The organism is Actinomycetospora flava (genome assembly GCF_037400335.1).
GTDB lineage: Bacteria > Actinomycetota > Actinomycetes > Mycobacteriales > Pseudonocardiaceae > Actinomycetospora > Actinomycetospora flava.
This window is the reverse complement of sequence record NZ_JBBEGM010000001.1, coordinates 539,510-556,351: the sequence shown is the minus strand read 5'-3', so window position 1 is coordinate 556,351 and position 16,842 is coordinate 539,510. Positions and strand designations below refer to the sequence as shown.

The window sequence follows — 16,842 nt, the reverse complement described above, 5'->3', positions numbered from 1 at the left end:
TCCGCCGACACACCCGCTGACCCACCCGCTGACCCTGCGCGGGCCGACCGCCCGTCGCGCCCGCCCGGCCACCCCGGCCGCGCCGGGCGGGGATCTCTCCACGCGCACCGATCGAGGGCGACCGATGACCCGATCGGCGAGCGACCGTCCGGACACACCGCCACGGCGGGGATACGCTGGATGGATTCCGGGCACCGGGCTCCACCGCGCTCCCGCCCGGAGGGAAGGGGACGACGCGTGAGCCAGGACGTCGACGCCGCGGGCACGCCGATCGCCCCTGATCAGGGCGCGGGAGCGGACACCCCGCACGAGGACGCGGTCCTCGACGCCGCCGGCCTCTCGCCCGCGCCGCCGGTCAGCTCCACCCGCCCGCCGTCGGCGACGCGCCGGGTCCGCGCGCGGATCGCCCGGCGCATCACCGCCCAGCGCTCCGGCGGGGTCAAGCCGGTGCTCGAGCCGCTGGCCGCGGTCCACCGCGAGCTGCACCCGTCGGCGGACATGGGCACGCTGCAGCGGGCCTACGACACCGCCGAGCGCTTCCACGACGGGCAGATGCGCAAGAGCGGCGACCCGTACATCACCCACCCGCTGGCCGTGGCGACGATCCTCGGCGAGCTGGGGATGGACACGACGACGCTGGTCGCCGCGCTGCTGCACGACACCGTCGAGGACACCGCCTACTCGCTGGACAAGCTGTCGGGCGACTTCGGGGCCGAGGTCGCCCACCTCGTCGACGGCGTCACCAAGCTCGACAAGGTCCAGCTCGGCGCGGCCGCCGAGGCCGAGACGATCCGCAAGATGGTCGTCGCGATGGCGCGCGACCCGCGCGTGCTCGTCATCAAGCTGGCCGACCGGCTGCACAACATGCGCACGATGCGCTTCCTGAAGCCGGAGAAGCAGGCCAAGAAGGCCCGCGAGACGCTCGAGGTGCTGGCCCCGCTGGCCCACCGCCTCGGGATGTCGACGGTGAAGTGGGAGCTCGAGGACCTCGCGTTCGCGATCCTGCACCCCAAGCGCTACGACGAGATCGTCCGCCTGGTCGCCGACCGCGCGCCCAGCCGCGACACCTACCTGCGCACGGTGATCGACGAGGTGTCCGGCCAGCTCACCGAGGCGCGGGTGAAGGCCGAGGTGCTCGGCCGCCCGAAGCACTACTACTCGATCTACCAGAAGATGATCGTCAAGGGTAAGGACTTCGACGACATCCACGACCTGGTGGGCGTGCGGGTGCTGGTCGAGGACGTCCGCGACTGCTACGCCGCGATGGGCATGGTGCACGCCCTCTGGCAGCCGATGCCGGGGCGGTTCAAGGACTACATCGCCCAGCCGCGGTTCGGGGTGTACCAGTCGCTGCACACCACCGTGATCGGGCCGGACGGGCAACCGCTCGAGGTGCAGATCCGCACCCACGAGATGCACCGCACCGCCGAGTACGGCATCGCCGCCCACTGGCGGTACAAGGAGATCACCAAGGGCGGGCCCAAGAACTCGGGTGGCTCGGGCGGCGACGGCACCCTCGAGCTCGACGAGATGGCGTGGATGCGCCAGCTGCTCGACTGGCAGCGCGAGGCGGCGGACCCCGGCGAGTTCCTCGAGTCGCTGCGCTACGACCTCGCCACGCGCGAGATCTTCGTGTTCACGCCGAAGGGCGACGTGATCACCCTGCCCAGCGGCTCGACGCCGGTGGACCTCGCCTACGCCGTGCACACCGAGGTCGGCAACAAGTGCATCGGCAGCCGCGTCAACGGCCGGCTCGTCGCGCTCGAGCGCGAGCTCGAGAACGGCGAGGTCGTCGAGATCTTCACCTCGAAGGCCGAGGGCGCCGGGCCGTCGCGCGACTGGCTGTCGTTCGTCGCGTCGCCGCGGGCCAAGCAGAAGATCAAGCAGTGGTTCGCCAAGGAGCGGCGCGAGGAGGCGATCGAGGCCGGCAAGGAGGCGATCACCCGCGAGGCGCGCCGCACCGGCCTGCCCTTGCAGCGCCTCGTCTCCGCCGACTCGATGTCGGCGCTGGCCCACGAGCTGCGCTACCAGGACGTCTCCGCGCTCTACGCCGCGGTCGGCGAGCACCACGTGTCGTCCCGGCACGTCGTGCAGCGCCTGGTCGCGCTGCTCGGCGGCGTCGAGCAGAACGAGGAGGAGCTCGCCGACCGCGCGACGCCCTCGACGGTGCAGCGCCGCCGCGGCACGGGCGACGTCGGCGTGGTGCTCGACGACATGGACGAGGGGGCCGGCGACGGCGGCTCGTCCGACGTGTGGATCAAGCTCGCCCGCTGCTGCACCCCGGTGCCCGGCGACGGGATCCTGGGCTTCATCACCCGCGGCGGCGGGGTCAGCGTGCACCGCACCGACTGCACCAACGCCGACGAGCTGCGCAGCGAGCCGGAACGCCTGGTCAACGTGCACTGGGCGTCGTCGTCGAGCGCGCTGTTCCTCGTGGCGATCCAGGCCGAGGCGCTCGACCGGCACCGCCTGCTCTCCGACATCACCAAGGTCCTCGCCGACGAGAAGGTCAACATCCTCTCCGCGTCGGTGACCACGTCCCGCGACCGCGTCGCGGTCAGCCGGTTCTCCTTCGAGATGGGCGACCCGAAGCACCTCGGGCACGTGCTCAAGGCGGTCCGCAACGTCGAGGGCGTCTACGACGTCTACCGGGTCACGTCGGCCAGCTGACCGGCAGCCGGTGCACGCCGTAGATCGTCATGTCGGTCCGTAGCGGCACCTCGGCGGCCGGGACGGCCAGCGTGAGCGTCGGGAAGCGGCGCAGGAGCGCCTCGAGGCCGGCGCGCATCTCCACGCGCGCCAGCTGCTGGCCGAGGCACGCGTGCACACCGTGCCCGAAGGACAGGTGACCGCGGGCCGCGCGGCGGACGTCGAGGGTGTCCGGGTGCTCGAAGCGCGCCGGGTCGCGGTTCGCGGCCAGGAGCGAGACGACCACGGTCGATCCGCGCGGGACGGTCTCGCCGCCGAGCTCGAGGTCCTCTCCGGCGTACCGGAAGAAGACGTCGGCGACGGACAGGTAGCGCAGGAGCTCCTCGACCGCGCCCGGCATCAGGTCGGGCTCGGCGCGCAGGGCGGCCATCTGCTCGGGGTGCTCGAGGAGCGCGAACGTGCCCAGCGCGAGCAGGTTGGCGGTGGTCTCGTGGCCCGCGAGCAGCAGCAGGAACGCGCACCCGGTCAGCTCCTCGACGGTGAGGTCCCCGTCGCGCGCCAGGTCGGAGAGGATGTCGTCGCCGGGGGCGGCGCGCTTGCGCGTGACCAGGTCGGCCAGGTAGCCGGTGAGGGCCCCGTAGGCGGCCCCCTTCTCCTCGAGCGTCTGGTCCTTGACGAGGAACTGCGCGGCGTGCGCCTGGAAGTCAGCCCGGTCGGCGTAGGGGACGCCGAGCAGCTCGCAGATCACCAGCGAGGGCACCGGCAGGGCGAACTCCCGGACGAGGTCGACGGGCGGGGTCAGGCGCGCCATCGCGTCGAGCGCCCGCTCGGCGACGTCGACGATGTGCTCCTCGAGCTGCTTCATGCGCCGGACCGTGAAGGCGCCGGTGAGCTTGCGCCGCAGCCGGGTGTGGTCCGGCGGGTCCGTGGCGATGAACAGGCCCGGCACCGGCGGTGACGGTTCGGTCGCGGCCGGCATGCCGGGGGTCTCGTAGGGCATGTGGAGGACGTCGAGGTCGAGCCGCGAGCTGAACCGGACGTCGGCGAGGAGCCGCCGCGCGGCGTCGTACCCGGTGACGACCCAGCCGGTGTGGCCGTCGGGGAAGACCATGGGGCTCACCGGCCGGGTGTCGCGCAGCCGGCGGACCGGGGACGGCGGGTCGAAGGGGCCCGCGTCGCGGGCGGTGGCGAGCGGCATCGGCTCAGGCGCGCCGGACGACGACGTCGCCGTCGCGGGAGCGGGCGTGGATGGCGACGGTCTCGGCGAAGCCCTCGGGGCCCGGGCGGGCCTCGAGCGCGTTGCGGACGGTGCCGCGGGTGTCGGCGTCCAGCCACACCGCGCTGGCGGGGTCGACGCCGACCTCGAGCCGGCCGTACGTGCTGGTCAGGGACACCTCGCCGCGTACGACCCGGTGCAGGCGCACGCCGCCGTAGGCGCTGCGGGCCTCGACGTCCCCGGCGGCGGTCTCGACCTCGAGCTCGCCGTGCACGCCCGTCAGCCGGACCGTGCCGCCGCCGTCGTCGAGGTGCACCGAACCGTGCTTGGTGGACAGGGCCGCGTCGCCCTCCACCCGGTGGACGCGCACGTCGCCGTGCTCGGCGTCGACGGTGGCGTCGCCGGTGACCGTGCCGGTGACGCGCACCTGGCCGTAGCTGGTCGCGAGGTCGGCGGCGGCCGCGTTCTCGAGGCGCACGTCGCCGTAGGTGGCCCGGGCGCGGCAGCCGGCGAGGCGGCCGTCGACCTGGATGCCGCCGTACGTGGTGCGGACGCTCACCGCGGATCCGGTCGGCAGGCCGATCTCGACCTCGAGGGACCTGCCCGGCGTGCCGAACCGCAGGGCGCGCAGGCCCAGCCGGCGGCCCTGGACGCGGAGCTCGTCCCCGATCATCTCGATGGCGACGGCCTCGGCCTCGGCCTTGTCGGCGGGGGAGTGGTGGACCTCGACGGTGGTGTCGGGGCGGTCGGTCGCGACGATGCGCACCTCGCCGATCGGGAGGTCGATCGTGGCGGTGATGGGGGTGGGCGTGTCGAAGGTGGGCACGGGTCATCGCCTCCTCGGGGTCCGGTCGACCCCGTGGGTTCGCGGGTGGGAGGTGGGGTGCGGTCAGCCGAACCAGCCGGCGCGGCCGGTCGTGGTCGGGCGGGGGGCGGCGTCGGCGCGGGTGCCGAGCGCGGCGGTGGCCGCGCGGACGAGCCAGGTGTTGACCGAGAGGCCGTCGCGGGAGGCGGCCTCCTCGATGCGGGTCTTGAGGCTCTCGGGCGGGCGGAAGTTGACGCGGGCGGAGGGGCCGTCGTGGGTCTCGGGCTCGGCCGGTGCCGCGGGGGCCGGCGTCGTCTCCGTCGCTTGCGTGACGACGAAGTCCGGGTCGCGGCCGCGCAGCCGCAGGTGCACCGAGCCCGGCGCCAGGTCGAGGGTGATCTCCTCGGTGGCGGCGGCCAGCGCCTCGAGCAGCACGAGGCGCGTGGCGGCGTCGAGCGGCGTGACGAGGCGTTCGGCGACGTCCCGCACGTCGTCGCCGGCGGCCTCCGCGGCCGCCGCGAACTCCTCGCGGAGCCGGTCGACGTAGACGTTCAGCTGCATGGCACCACTGTGGCGCACGATGGCGCCATGCGCAAGAGTCGATGGTGCCAGCATGGCGTTACAGTGGCGCCACTCTGGCTCAGGAGCTCGGGCGGCGGCGCCGGAAGAGTCCGAGGAGGCCCTGGCCGGGGCGGGTGCCTGCGGCGTCGTGCCACTCCGGGCGGGCGGAGCGCGGGTCGAGCGGGTTCACCGTCGCGGGGTCGAGGCCGGGTCCGTCCGAGGGGCGCACCAGGGAGCGGATGCCGGCGTCGAGCACCGTCACCAGGGGCACCGCGAGCAGCGCGCCGGGGATGCCGGCGATGACGAGGCCGCAGGCGATGGGCAGGACGACCGCCAGCGGGTGCAGCTTGATCGACCGGCCGAGCAGCAGGGGCTGGAGGATGTAGCCCTCGATGTTCTGCACGGCGATGAGGAGCAGGACGACCAGCAGGGCGTCGGTCAGCCCGCCGCTGACCAGGGCGACGAGGACGGCGACGACCCCGGTGACGACCGCGCCGAGCGTCGGGACGAAGGCGCCGAAGAAGATCAGCGCGGCCAGCGGGACGGCCAGCGGCACCCCGATGAGCCAGAGCCCCACGCCGGCCGTGACCGCGTCGGCGGCCGCGACGAGGACCGTCGCCCGCGTGTAGCCGACCAGCGACGCGAACGCCCGGCGGCCCGCGATGTCGGTGCGGTCGCGCGCGGCCTTCGGGACGCCGGAGAGCAGGAAGCGCCAGACGAGCCCGCCGTCGTAGACGAAGAAGATCAGCGTGAACAGCGTCAGCAGCATCTCGGTGAAGAGCTCGCCGACGGTGCCGACGGCGCCGATCGCGCTGGACGCGAGGGTGGCCTGGCTGGACTGCAGGTAGGCGATGGCCTGGTTGCCGATCGCGGTGAACTGCTCGTTGTTGAGCCCGAGCGGTCCGGTGCGCAGCCAGTCCTGGATGCCGGTGAGGCTCGCCGTGAGCTGCGTGGTGAGGTCCGGCAGGCCCGAGATGAACGCGAGCACGACGCCGTAGAACACGGCGGTGACGACGGCGATGCCGGCGAAGAGGACGAGCGCGGTCGCGAGCGCGTGCGGGACGGCGCGCCAGCGCCGCGACAGGGCGTGGGCCTCCGGTGCGAGCAGTGACGCGGCGATGACGGCGAGCACCACGGGGATGAGGACCGCCGAGAGCATCCCCATCACGTAGAGCACCGCGTAGCCCGCCGCGGCGAGCAGCAGCACCCTCCAGGCGAGGCCGCTGGCGATCTCCAGCCCGACCGGCACGTCCCACCGCCGGGCGGGCCGGATGACGGCCTCGGGGCCGCGGTCGACGACCTTGCCGCCGGGCAGGTCGCCGATGTCCTTCGGAGGGCCCGGCCGCCCCGGGGTGTCGAGCTCGGGGTCGCTGCGTCGCCGGCCCCCCGGGTCCGGGTCCCCGGCGGGGTCCGGCGGCGGCGACGGCAGGCTCATCGGCTCACCGTAGTCCGGCCCCACGAACGACGGGTCGCGATCGCACCGCGCCTGCTGGATCGGTGCAGAACCGACTAGCATGGGGCCGTGAGCCGACGAGCCAAGATCGTGTGCACGCTGGGGCCGGCGACGTCCTCACCGGAAGCCATCCGCGACCTCGTCCGCGCGGGGATGGATGTCGCTCGCCTCAACTTCAGCCACGGCACCCACGCCGAGCACGAACGCATCTACCGCCTCGTGCGCGAGGCGGCCGACTCCGAGGGGCGCGCGGTCGGCATCCTCGCCGACCTGCAGGGTCCGAAGATCCGCCTGGGGACGTTCGCGGACGGCCCGCAGATGTGGGCCGCCGGCGAGACGGTGCGGATCACCACCGAGGACGTCGAGGGCACCCACGACCGCGTCTCCACCACGTACTCCGGTCTCGCCGACGACGTCCGCCCCGGCGAGTCCCTGCTGGTCGACGACGGCAACGTGGCCCTCGAGGTCACGGCGGTCGAGGGCCGCGACGTCGTCGCCCGCGTCCTCGAGGGCGGCCGGGTCTCCGACCACAAGGGCATCTCGCTGCCCAACACCGCGGTGTCCGTGCCCGCGATGAGCGAGAAGGACGAGGCGGACCTGCGCTTCGCGCTCGGGCTGCGCGTCGACATCATCGCGCTGTCGTTCGTGCGCTCGCCCGCGGACGCCGAGCTGGTCCACAAGATCATGGACGAGACCGGTGCCCGCCTGCCGGTGATCGCGAAGCTCGAGAAGCCCGAGGCGGTCGACGCGCTCGAGGCGATCGTGCTGGCGTTCGACGCGATCATGGTGGCGCGCGGCGACCTGGGCGTGGAGCTGGCGCTCGAGGACGTGCCGCTGGTGCAGAAGCGCGCGGTGCAGATCGCGCGCGAGAACGCCAAGCCGGTGGTCGTCGCGACGCAGATGCTCGAGTCGATGATCCACAACTTCCGCCCGACCCGCGCCGAGGCCTCGGACGTCGCCAACGCCGTGCTCGACGGCGCGGACGCGGTGATGCTCTCGGGCGAGACGAGCGTCGGCGACTACCCGATCGAGACGGTGTCGACCATGTCGCGCATCGTCGCCGCGGTGGAGGTCGGCCCGGCCTCGGTGCCGCCGATCCAGCACGTGCCGCGCACCCAGCGGGGTGTGGTCACCACCGCGGCGCGCGACATCGGCGAGCGCCTCAACGCCCGCGCGCTGGTGGCGTTCACGCGCACCGGCGACACGGTGCGGCGCCTCGCGCGCCTCCACACGCGGCTGCCGGTGCTGGCGTTCACCCCGATCCCCGAGGTGCGCAGCCAGCTCGCGCTCAGCTGGGGCGTCGAGACCTTCCTCGTGCCCTGGGCCGAGACCACCGACGCGATGATCCGGCAGGTCGACGCGTCGCTGCTCGAGATCGGGCGCTTCGCCGCGGGCGAGCTCGTCGTCATCGTGTCCGGCTCGCCGCCCGGCACCGTCGGCAAGACCAACCTGCTGCGGGTGCACAAGATCGGCGAGGACAGCCGTTAGTGGCACACCGGTTCGATGACCTCACCGCGGAGCGCATGCGTGCGGGCGGGTCGTGGAAGTGGTCGACGCCGGGCGACTCGCACGGCCGCGGCCTGATCGGGGCGTTCGTCGCCGAGATGGACTACCCGGTGGCGCCGGCGGTGTCCGACGCCGTCCGGTGGTCCGCGGACGCCTCGGCGTTCGGCTACCTGCCCGACGACTGGGCGGCCGACATGGCGTCGGCGTGCTCGGCGTTCTGGGGCGACCGGTTCTCCTGGGCGCCCGACCCGGCGTGGGTGCGCCCGGTGCCCGACGTGCTGACCGCGTTCACGGCCACGGTCCGGCACTTCACCCGCCCCGGCAGCGCGATCCTGCTGCCGACCCCCGCGTACATGCCGTTCCTGACCGTGCCGGGGATGATCGACCGGCCGTTGGTGCAGGTGCCGATGCCCCTGCGTGGCGGGCGCTTCGAGCTGGACCTCGACGCGATCGACCGCGGTTTCGCCGACGGCGCCGGGCTCCTGGTGCTGACGAACCCCCACAACCCGACCGGCCGCGTGTTCGACGCCGACGAGCTCGCGGCGCTGGCCGAGGTCGTCGACCGGCACGGCGCGCGGGTGTTCAGCGACGAGATCCACGCGCCGCTGACGTTCGGGACCGCGCGGCACCGCCCCTACGCGACGACGTCCGACGCGGCGGCGGCGCACACGGTGACGGCGACCTCGGCGTCGAAGGCCTGGAACCTGCCGGGGCTCAAGTGCGGGCAGGTGATCCTGTCGAACGCCGCCGACGCGGAGCACTGGACGGCGACCGGCTACCTCGCCGAGCACGGCACGGCGACGCCCGGCGTGCTCGCCTCGACCGCGGCGTACCGGGACGGGCGCGACTGGCTCGACGAGGTGCTCGCCTACCTGGAGGGGAACCGCGCCCTGCTCGCCGCGGCGGGCCTGCCCGGGATCGAGGTGACGGTGCCCGACGGCACCTACCTGGCGTGGCTGGACGCGCGAGGGCTCGGGCTCGACGAGCCCCCGTCGGCGTTCTTCACCCGCGAGGCCGGCGTGGTGATGACCGACGGCGCCGCGTGCGGCGAGGCGGGCCGCGGCGGCATGCGCCTCAACCTCGCCATGTCCCGCCCGGTCCTCGCCGAGTCCCTCGCCCGCATCGGCGAGGCGCTGAGCCGCGCGCCGGCGCCCCGCTGACGGCCCCGCTGACGGCCCCGCTGACGGGCCCCGCTGACGGCCCGCTGGCGAACGAACGGCGAGCTCGCTGCTTCGGAAGCAGCGAGAGCGCCGTTCGTTCTCGTCCCCCGCGTCACCAGGGGAGGGGTTCGGGCGGGAGGCCGGCGGCGAGGAGGGTCGCGAGGTGGTCGCCGCGGCGGTCGGTGAGCTGGTCGATCTGCGTGCGGCAGGAGAACCCGTCGGCGACCACCGCGGTGTCGGACGCGGCCGAACGCACCCGGGGGAGCAGCACCTGCTCCCCGCACGCCACCGACACCTCGTAGTGCCCCTGCTCGAAGCCGAAGTTGCCCGCCAGCCCGCAGCACCCGGAGTCGAGCACCTCCACCTCGGCGCCGCCGCGGCGCAGCACGGCGGTCTCCGCGCCGTAGCCGCCGGTGGCGTGCTGGTGGCAGTGCTGCTGGACCATCACCTCGCGGCCCGCGATCCCCGGCGGCACCCAGTCCGGGGCGCGCTCGGCGAGCAGGCGCCCCAGCGTCGTGGTGGCCGCGGCGACCGCGTCGGCGCGCGGCCCGGGCAGCAGGTTCGGCGCGTCGTCGGTGAACACCGCGGTGCAGCTGGGCTCGAGGCCGACGATCGGCATGCCCGCGCCGACGGCCGGCGCCAGCGCGTCGAGCGTGCGCCCGAGGACGCGCGCGGCGACGCCGAGCTGGCCCGTCGTCACCCAGGTCAGCCCGCAGCACAGCTCCTTCTCGGGGAGGCGCACGCGGAACCCGGCCGCCTCGAGCACGCGCACCGCGTCGGCACCGGCGCGGGGGTGCAGGAATTCGGTGAACGTGTCCGGCCAGAGCAGCACCTCGCCGCGCTCGCCGGTGCCCCGCGGGCCGCGGGCGCGGTACCAGTGCGAGAACCGCGGGCTCGCGAACGCCGGGATCGAGCGCCGTTCGTCGATGCCGCCCGCCCGCTTCAGCAGCCCGGCGACCCGCGACGAGGTCACCCTGTTGACCAGCGGCGCGAGCGGTGACGCGAGCCGGGAGAGCGCCGGCAGCCAGCCCATGGACAGGTGCGAGCGCGGGCGTCGCCACTGCCGCCTGGCGTAGTGGTGGTGCAGGAACTCCGCCTTGTAGGTCGCCATGTCGACGTTGACCGGGCAGTCCGAGAGGCACCCCTTGCACGCCAGACAGAGGTCGAGGGCGTCGCGGACCTCGGTGGAGCGCCACCCGTCCTGAATCGGCGAGTCGGCGTGGCCGCGCAGCATCTCCCACAGCAGCCGCGAGCGCCCGCGCGTGGAGTGGTGCTCCTCGCCGGTGACCCGGTACGAGGGGCACATGACGTCCCCGTCGGTGCGCCGGCAGCGGCCGACGCCGATGCAGCGCTCGACGGCGCGGGTGAAGCGGCCGTCGTCGGAGGGGTACGAGAACGTCGGCGCCGGGTCGGCGGGGGCGTAGTCGGCGCCGACGTGCAGGTGCTCGTCGAGGCGGTAGGGGTGCACGACCTTGCCGGGGTTCATCCGGTTGCGGGGGTCGAACAGCGCCTTCACCGACTCGAAGGCCGCCACCAGCTCCGGGCCGTACATGCGCTCGAGCAGCTCCCCGCGCGACTGCCCGTCGCCGTGCTCGCCCGACAGCGACCCGCCGTACTTCACGCACAGGTCGGCCGAGCGCTCCATGAACGACCGGTAGTCCGCGACGCCGGCGGGGGAGTTCAGGTCGAACGGGATGCGGGTGTGGATGCAGCCGTGCCCGAAGTGGCCGTAGATCGCGGTGCTCTCGGTGAACCCGTACTCCTCGAGCAGCGCGACCCACTCGGCGAGGTAGTCGCCGAGCCGGTCGGTGGGCAGCGCCGCGTCCTCCCAGCCCTCGTAGTTGTCGACGCCGGTGCGCGGGTCGCGGGCGGACACAGCCAGCGCGGACTCGCGGATCGCGAACAGCTCGGCCTGCTCGGCGCGGTCGGTGACGGTGAGGATCGAGGGCCCGTGCTCGCGCAGGGCGTCGGCCAGGGCCGTCGCGCGGGGGAGCACCCGCGTCGGGTCCTCGTCCCGGATCTGCGCCATGAGCCAGCTGTGGCCCTCGGGCATCGCGGCCATCGCGCGCTGGTGCACGCCGCGGGCGCGCTGGAACTCGACGATGTTGCGGTCGATGCACTCCAGGAAGTGCGGGGCGTGGGGCAGGATCGCGTCGACGCAGCGCGCGGCGGCCACGACGTCGTCGAACCCGAGCACGACGAGCGCCGTGTGCGGCGCCTCGGTGACGAGGTCGAGCTCGGCGTGCAGCACCGTGACCAGCGTCGACTCGGAGCCCACGAGCGCCCGCGCGAGGTGGAAGTCCGACCCCGGCACCAGGTCGTCGAGGTTGTAGCCCGACACGCGCCGCGGGATGTCGGGGAAGCGCTCCGCGACGAGGCTCGCGTGGTCCTCGGCGATCGCCCGCAGGCCCCGGTAGATCTCGGCGCGACGCCCGCCCGCGGCCTGGATCGCGGCGTACTCCTCCTCGCTCGTCGGGCCCACCCACATCCGCAGCCCGTCGTAGGTGAGCACCTCGAGGCGCCGGACGTTGTCGGCGACCTTGCCGAACACCTGCGCGGTCGAGCCGCAGGAGTTGTTGCCGATCATCCCGCCGAGCGTGCAGCTGACGTGGGTCGCCGGCTTCGGGCCGTAGATGAGCCGGCCGGGCAGGGCGGCGTTGAGGTCGTCGAGCTTGATCCCGGGCTCGACGACGCAGGTGCGCGCGTCCTCGTCCACGGACACGATCCGGGTGCAGTACTTCGACCAGTCGATCACCACGGCGGCGTTGCAGCACTGCCCGGCGAGGCTCGTGCCGCCGCCGCGGGAGAGCACGGGCACGTCGTGCTCGCGGCAGACGGCCAGCGCCTCGACGCCGGCGTCGATCGAGCGCGGGACGACGACGCCGATCGGGACCTGGCGGTAGTTCGACGCGTCGACCGCGTAGGCCGCGCGCGACCCGTTGTCGAAGCGGACCTCGCCGTCGACGCGCTCGCGCAGCACCCGCGCGAGGGACTCCGCCTCGCTCTCCGGGCGGGTGCGGGGTGAGGGCAGGTCGACCGTGGCCACGGCGACGACTCTCTGTGCGTGCCCGGCGGGACGCAAGTTCTCCGCCTCGTGAGCACTTTCCGGCGCTATAGGGCGGGAAACCACGCACGAGGGATGCGGGAGGATGGGACGCGTGGGATCGGGGACGGGGCTCGTGGACGACGCCGCCGTGGGCGCGCTGCTGACCAGCGTGCGGCGGGTGGCGGTGCTCGGCGTCTCCGACCGCTTCAACCGGCCCAGCTTCCGGCTCGCCGCCTACCTGCTCGACCGCACCGCGTGGACGGTCGACCTGGTCAACCCGCACGTCGTGGAGACGCTCGGGCGGCTCTGCGCCCCGCTGCTCGCCGACGTCCCGACGCCCGACCTCGTCGTCGTGTTCCGGGCGCCGGGCGCCTGGGAGGCGGTGGTGGACGAGGTCGCCGCGGTCGGGGGCCGCGCCGTGTGGCTGCCCCGGGGTGTCGCCGACGGGAACACCACGGCCCGCACGATCGCCCGCGCGCAGCGCGCCGGGGTCGAGGCCGTCGCCGACCGCGACCTGCGCGCGGACCACAAGCGGTGGTGCGCGTGAGCCCCCCGGTGACCCGCGAGCCGGACCGGCTGGAGATCCGCGCGCCCCGCACCGCGCCCGTCGTCACGCTCGTGACCGGCGTGATCGGTCTCGTCGCCGGCGTGTGGCTGCTGCTCGCGGGCGGCACCGCGAACCTGCTCCTGGGCGCCGTGCTCGTGCTGTTCTTCGGGGTCGGCGCCCTCCGGGCCGCGCTGCGGCTGGCGCGCGGGAAGCCGCTGCTGATCGCGACCCCCGACGGCATCGACGACGGCGGGTCGATCGTCGCCGCCGGGTTCCTGCCCTGGTCGGAGCTCGGGACGATCGACGTCCTGCCCGCGCGCGGCGGGTCGATGCTCGTCATCGGCGTCCGCGACCCCGAGGCCGTGCTGTCCCGGACGACGCCGGCGCGCGCACGCGTCGGGCGCGCGCAGGCCGGCCGCCTCGGCAGCCCGGTGGTCCTCCCGCCGACGGTCCTGCCGGTGCCCGCCGACGAGATCGCCGCCGACCTGGAACGCCTGCGACCGGACCGCTGATGAGCGATCATGCGCGCCGCCGCCGGGAGATGGTGGAGAACCTGCGCGAGCAGGGGATCGTCGACGAGCGGGTCCTCGCGGTCATGGGCGAGGTGCCGCGCCACCGGTTCGTGCCCGCGCATCTCGCCGACGGCGCCTACGGCACCGGCCCGCTGCCGCTCGCCTGCGGGCAGACGATCTCGGCGCCGGCGATGGTGGCCGCCATGGCCGCGCTGCTGGACCTCACAGGCCGCGAGCGCGTGCTCGAGGTCGGGGCGGGCAGCGGGTACGCCGCCGCCGTGCTCTCCCGGCTCGCGGGCGAGGTCGTCACCGTCGAGTACCACCCCTCGCTCGCCGCGTCGGCCCGCGACGCGCTCGCCGCCACGGGCCACCGCGTCGAGGTCCGCCACGGCGACGGCCGGCGCGGCGCCCCCGACCGCGCGCCGTTCGACGCGATCTCGGTGGCGGCGATGGCCGAGGGCGAGGTGCCCGCCGCCCTGCTCGAGCAGCTCGCCGACGACGGCGTCCTCGTCTGCCCCGTCGGGCACGGGCGCCACGGCGACCTCGTGCGGATGGGCCGCGACGGGCGGGCCGAGGTCATCCTGCCGGTGTCGTTCGTGCCGCTGCTGTGAAGGCTCGCTGTCGGGCTCACCGGTACCCCGTGACGTCCGCCGGCCTCCCCGCGTCCTGCACCTCGACGACGTAGCGCCACGCGTCGGGCCGCGAGCCGTCGAGGTCGTCGACGCCGTACACGCGCGCCAGCTCGCCCGACGACGTCGACGCCGCGTTCCACCGGTGACGCTCCGGGTCGGCGGCCAGCGCGGCGATGCCGCGGCCCACGAACCGCGGGGTCTCGGAGATCGCGAAGTGCGGCTCGGCGTCGAGGGCGTCGCGCCACGTCTCCTCGGTGACCCCGAAGTGCTCGAGCATCATCTCCGAGCGCAGCCAGCCCGGCGTGACCGCGACCGCCGTGCCGCCGTGGCCGGACAGCTCGTGCGCCCACGACCGCGCCAGCCGGATCGGCGCGATCTTCGCGAGGTCGTAGTAGACGTTGAGCCGGTACTGCGCGGCGTTGTACTCGGCGGTCCCGTCGGTGACCTCGACGGCCAGCCCGCCCGGCCGCTGGGCGAGGAGCCGCAGGGCGTGGTGGGCGGTGATGATGTGGGTGTCGATCGCGAGGCGCAGCGTCCGCAGCCCGTTGGCGAGGTCGTGCTCCCACACCGGAACGTCCCACTCGACCATGAGCTCGCCGCCCCAGATGTCGTTGACGAGCACGTCGAGCCGGCCGTGCTCGCGCCCGATCCGCGCCACGAGCGCGGCGACGGCGTCGGGATCGAGGTGGTCGGTGGGGACGGCGATGCCGGTGCCGCCGGCCGCGGTGACCAGGTCGGCGGTGTCCTCGATGGTCTCGGCCCGCTGGTACTCGGAGCGGCGCTCCCGGGTGCTCCGCCCGGTGCACCACACCGTGGCGCCGGCGGCTCCGAGCTCCACGGCGATCCCGCGTCCCGCCCCCCGCGTGGCCCCGGCGACGAGGGCGACGCATCCGGTCAGATCGGTCATACCGTCGAGGCTCGCACGACCCCCCGACAGTGCCCTCGTGAGTACTTTCCGGGCCTGTGGGCCCGGAAAGTACTCACGTACGGACCAGGGCGAACGACTCCGGAGGAAGGGTCAGGGTGCTGCCGGAGACGTCGACCCCGGACGGTGCGAAGAGCACCTCGGACGCGGTCAGGGACAGCGGAGCCGGCGACGCCCCCAGGTTCACCGCCAGCCGCAGACCGCCCCGGTGCACGACCAGCGTGCGCGCCTCGTCGTCGTGGTCGACGCGCACCGGATCCAGGTGCGGATCCGTGAGCTCGGGGTGGGCGCGGCGCAGGGCGATGAGCTCCCGGTAGATCCCGAGAAGGTCGGCGTGGGGCGACCGCGACGGCTCCGACCAGTCCAGCCGCGACGCCTCGAAGGTCGACAGCGCCGTCGGGTCGGGCACGTCGGCGGCACCCCACCCGTGCTCGGCGAACTCCCGGGTGCGCCCGTCGCGTACAGCGGCGGAGAGCTCCGGGTCGTCGAAGCCGACGAAGAACGCCCACGGCGTCCGGGCGCCCCACTCCTCGCCCATGAAGATCATCGGGGTGTACGGCGAGCAGAACACCAGCGCCGCCCCGCACCCCAGGAGCCCGGGGGAGACGGTCGCCGACAACCGGTCCCCGGCGGCGCGGTTCCCGACCTGGTCGTGGTCCTGCAGGTAGGCGAGGAACCGGTGCCCGGGCGTGCGCAGCAGGTCCACCGGCCGCCCGTGGGTCCGGCCGCGGAACGTCGACCACGTGCCGGCGTGGTGGAAGGGGTGGTGCAGCACCTCGGCGAGCGAGGCCAGCGCGCCGAAGTCCACGTAGTACCCCTGCGTCTCGCCGGTGAGCGTCGAGTGCAGGGCGTGGTGGATGTCGTCGCACCACTGCGCGTCGAGCCCGTAGCCGCCCGCCTCGCGCGGGGTGATCAGGCGCGGGTCGTTGAGGTCGGACTCGGCGATCAGCGTCAGCGGCCGGCGCAGGTGGGCCGAGAGCGCCGCGACGTGGTCGGCCATCTCCTCGAGCAGGTGGGTCGCGCGGGCGTCGCGCAGCGCGTGCACGGCGTCGAGGCGCAGCGCGTCGACGCCGAAGTCGCGCAGCCACATCGTGACGTTGTCGAGGATGTAGGCCCGCACGGTGTCCGACCCGGGGCCGTCGAGGTTCAGCGACGGGCCCCACACGTTCTCGCCGAGGAAGTACGGCCCGAACCGGTCGAGGTAGGCGCCCGAGGGGCCGAGGTGGTTGTAGACGACGTCGAGCACCACGCCCAGTCCGCGCGCGTGGCAGGCGTCGACGAACCGGCGGAACGCGGCGGGCCCGCCGTAGTTCTCGGTGACCGCGTACCAGAGCACGCCGTCGTAGCCCCAGCCGCGCGTGCCGTCGAAGGCGTTGACCGGCAGGACCTCGACGAGGTCGACGCCCAGGTCGACGAGGTGGTCGAGCCGCTCCTCGGCGGACGCGAACGTGCCCCCCGGCGTGAACGTCCCGACGTGCATCTCGTAGATCACCGAGCCGGGCAGCGAGCGGCCCGTCCACGCGGCGTCGGCGGGGGAGGGCTCGACCTCGACCAGCCGCGACGCCGCGTGCACCCCGTGCGGCTGCCAGCGCGACCGCGGGTCGGGCAGCGGTTCGCCGCCGTCGAGCGAGAACGCGTAGTCGGTGCCCGGGCCGGCCTCCGGGACGGTGCGGTGCCACCAGCCGCCGCTCCCGGCGGTCATCGGAGCGGTCCGGTCACCGCCGGGACCCGGGAGGACCAGATCCACCGACGTGCTCTCCGGCGCCCAGACCGCGAACTCGTGTGCCACGCCGCGATGCTTCCCGACGGGTCGCCCGCGCATGCCTGCGC

13 protein-coding genes are annotated in these 16,842 nt (G+C 74.3%); 6 read left to right on the top strand and 7 right to left on the bottom strand.

Annotated features, from left to right (window positions below):
• The first annotated feature begins 180 nt into the window (after window positions 1-180).
• The gene (locus WCD58_RS02635) at window positions 181-2,670 is read left to right on the top strand and encodes a RelA/SpoT family protein (protein WP_373696174.1); all 2,490 of its coding nucleotides are present in this window, start codon (window positions 181-183) and stop codon (window positions 2,668-2,670) included.
• Here the strand turns inward: WCD58_RS02635 and WCD58_RS02630 are convergent.
• From WCD58_RS02630 to WCD58_RS02615, 4 genes are all read right to left on the bottom strand, one after another.
• Window positions 2,654-3,847 (bottom strand): cytochrome P450, encoded by a 1,194-nt coding sequence (locus WCD58_RS02630; protein ID WP_337699183.1) that lies wholly within the window; start codon window positions 3,845-3,847, stop codon window positions 2,654-2,656. The two genes, WCD58_RS02635 and WCD58_RS02630, sit on opposite strands and share 17 nt — an antisense overlap.
• Before the next feature lie 4 nt (window positions 3,848-3,851).
• Complete coding sequence (locus WCD58_RS02625; protein WP_337699181.1) at window positions 3,852-4,691, bottom strand: DUF4097 family beta strand repeat-containing protein; 840 nt, start codon at window positions 4,689-4,691, stop codon at window positions 3,852-3,854.
• Between the two features lie 63 nt (window positions 4,692-4,754).
• A complete protein-coding gene (locus WCD58_RS02620; protein WP_337699180.1) occupies window positions 4,755-5,231 on the bottom strand; it encodes a hypothetical protein in 477 nt (158 codons plus the stop codon).
• A gap of 79 nt (window positions 5,232-5,310) precedes the next feature.
• On the bottom strand, window positions 5,311-6,666 hold the full coding sequence (locus tag WCD58_RS02615; RefSeq protein WP_337699178.1) for an AI-2E family transporter: 1,356 nt from the start codon (window positions 6,664-6,666) through the stop codon (window positions 5,311-5,313).
• Between the two features lie 87 nt (window positions 6,667-6,753).
• On the opposite strand from WCD58_RS02615, the gene pyk reads away from it, so the two are divergent.
• The gene (gene pyk, locus WCD58_RS02610; protein ID WP_337699176.1) at window positions 6,754-8,172 is read left to right on the top strand and encodes a pyruvate kinase; all 1,419 of its coding nucleotides are present in this window, start codon (window positions 6,754-6,756) and stop codon (window positions 8,170-8,172) included.
• The gene (locus tag WCD58_RS02605) at window positions 8,172-9,350 is read left to right on the top strand and encodes a MalY/PatB family protein (protein ID WP_337699174.1); all 1,179 of its coding nucleotides are present in this window, start codon (window positions 8,172-8,174) and stop codon (window positions 9,348-9,350) included. Before pyk ends, WCD58_RS02605 begins: the two co-directional genes overlap by 1 nt.
• A gap of 112 nt (window positions 9,351-9,462) precedes the next feature.
• On the opposite strand, the gene WCD58_RS02600 is transcribed toward WCD58_RS02605, so the two are convergent.
• Window positions 9,463-12,396, bottom strand: coding sequence for an FAD-binding and (Fe-S)-binding domain-containing protein (locus WCD58_RS02600; protein ID WP_337699172.1), 2,934 nt, complete (start codon window positions 12,394-12,396; stop codon window positions 9,463-9,465).
• 112 nt (window positions 12,397-12,508) lie between these two features.
• Here WCD58_RS02600 and WCD58_RS02595 point away from each other — a divergent pair, with 112 nt between their 5' ends.
• Genes WCD58_RS02595 through WCD58_RS02585 form a run of 3 tightly spaced genes read left to right on the top strand, consistent with a single transcriptional unit; the run spans window position 12,509 to window position 14,066 of the window.
• The gene (locus WCD58_RS02595; RefSeq protein WP_337699170.1) at window positions 12,509-12,943 is read left to right on the top strand and encodes a CoA-binding protein; all 435 of its coding nucleotides are present in this window, start codon (window positions 12,509-12,511) and stop codon (window positions 12,941-12,943) included.
• Window positions 12,940-13,455, top strand: a complete 516-nt coding sequence (locus WCD58_RS02590; protein WP_337699168.1) for an STM3941 family protein — start codon at window positions 12,940-12,942, stop codon at window positions 13,453-13,455. The genes WCD58_RS02595 and WCD58_RS02590 overlap by 4 nt, the downstream gene beginning before the upstream one ends.
• On the top strand, window positions 13,455-14,066 hold the full coding sequence (locus WCD58_RS02585; protein ID WP_337699166.1) for a protein-L-isoaspartate(D-aspartate) O-methyltransferase: 612 nt from the start codon (window positions 13,455-13,457) through the stop codon (window positions 14,064-14,066). The genes WCD58_RS02590 and WCD58_RS02585 overlap by 1 nt, the downstream gene beginning before the upstream one ends.
• 16 nt (window positions 14,067-14,082) lie before the next feature.
• Here WCD58_RS02585 and WCD58_RS02580 read toward each other — a convergent pair whose 3' ends face one another.
• Both WCD58_RS02580 and treZ read right to left on the bottom strand, forming a co-directional pair.
• Window positions 14,083-14,994: an SDR family oxidoreductase gene (locus tag WCD58_RS02580; RefSeq protein ID WP_337699164.1), complete on the bottom strand. Its 912-nt coding sequence runs from the start codon at window positions 14,992-14,994 to the stop codon at window positions 14,083-14,085.
• A 73-nt stretch (window positions 14,995-15,067) separates the two neighbouring features.
• The gene (treZ, locus tag WCD58_RS02575) at window positions 15,068-16,834 is read right to left on the bottom strand and encodes a malto-oligosyltrehalose trehalohydrolase (protein WP_373696173.1); all 1,767 of its coding nucleotides are present in this window, start codon (window positions 16,832-16,834) and stop codon (window positions 15,068-15,070) included.
• Window positions 16,835-16,842: the final 8 nt, after the last annotated feature.

Coding starts and splice junctions, on each gene's coding strand:
- WCD58_RS02615 (WP_337699178.1), bottom strand. CDS start 6,666: ATGAGCCTGCCGTCGCCGCCGCCGGACCCCGCCGGGGACCCGGACCCG.
- WCD58_RS02630 (WP_337699183.1), bottom strand. CDS start 3,847: ATGCCGCTCGCCACCGCCCGCGACGCGGGCCCCTTCGACCCGCCGTCC.
- treZ (WP_373696173.1), bottom strand. CDS start 16,834: ATGCGCGGGCGACCCGTCGGGAAGCATCGCGGCGTGGCACACGAGTTC.
- WCD58_RS02620 (WP_337699180.1), bottom strand. CDS start 5,231: ATGCAGCTGAACGTCTACGTCGACCGGCTCCGCGAGGAGTTCGCGGCG.
- WCD58_RS02585 (WP_337699166.1), top strand. CDS start 13,455: ATGAGCGATCATGCGCGCCGCCGCCGGGAGATGGTGGAGAACCTGCGC.
- WCD58_RS02580 (WP_337699164.1), bottom strand. CDS start 14,994: ATGACCGATCTGACCGGATGCGTCGCCCTCGTCGCCGGGGCCACGCGG.
- WCD58_RS02635 (WP_373696174.1), top strand. CDS start 181: ATGGATTCCGGGCACCGGGCTCCACCGCGCTCCCGCCCGGAGGGAAGG.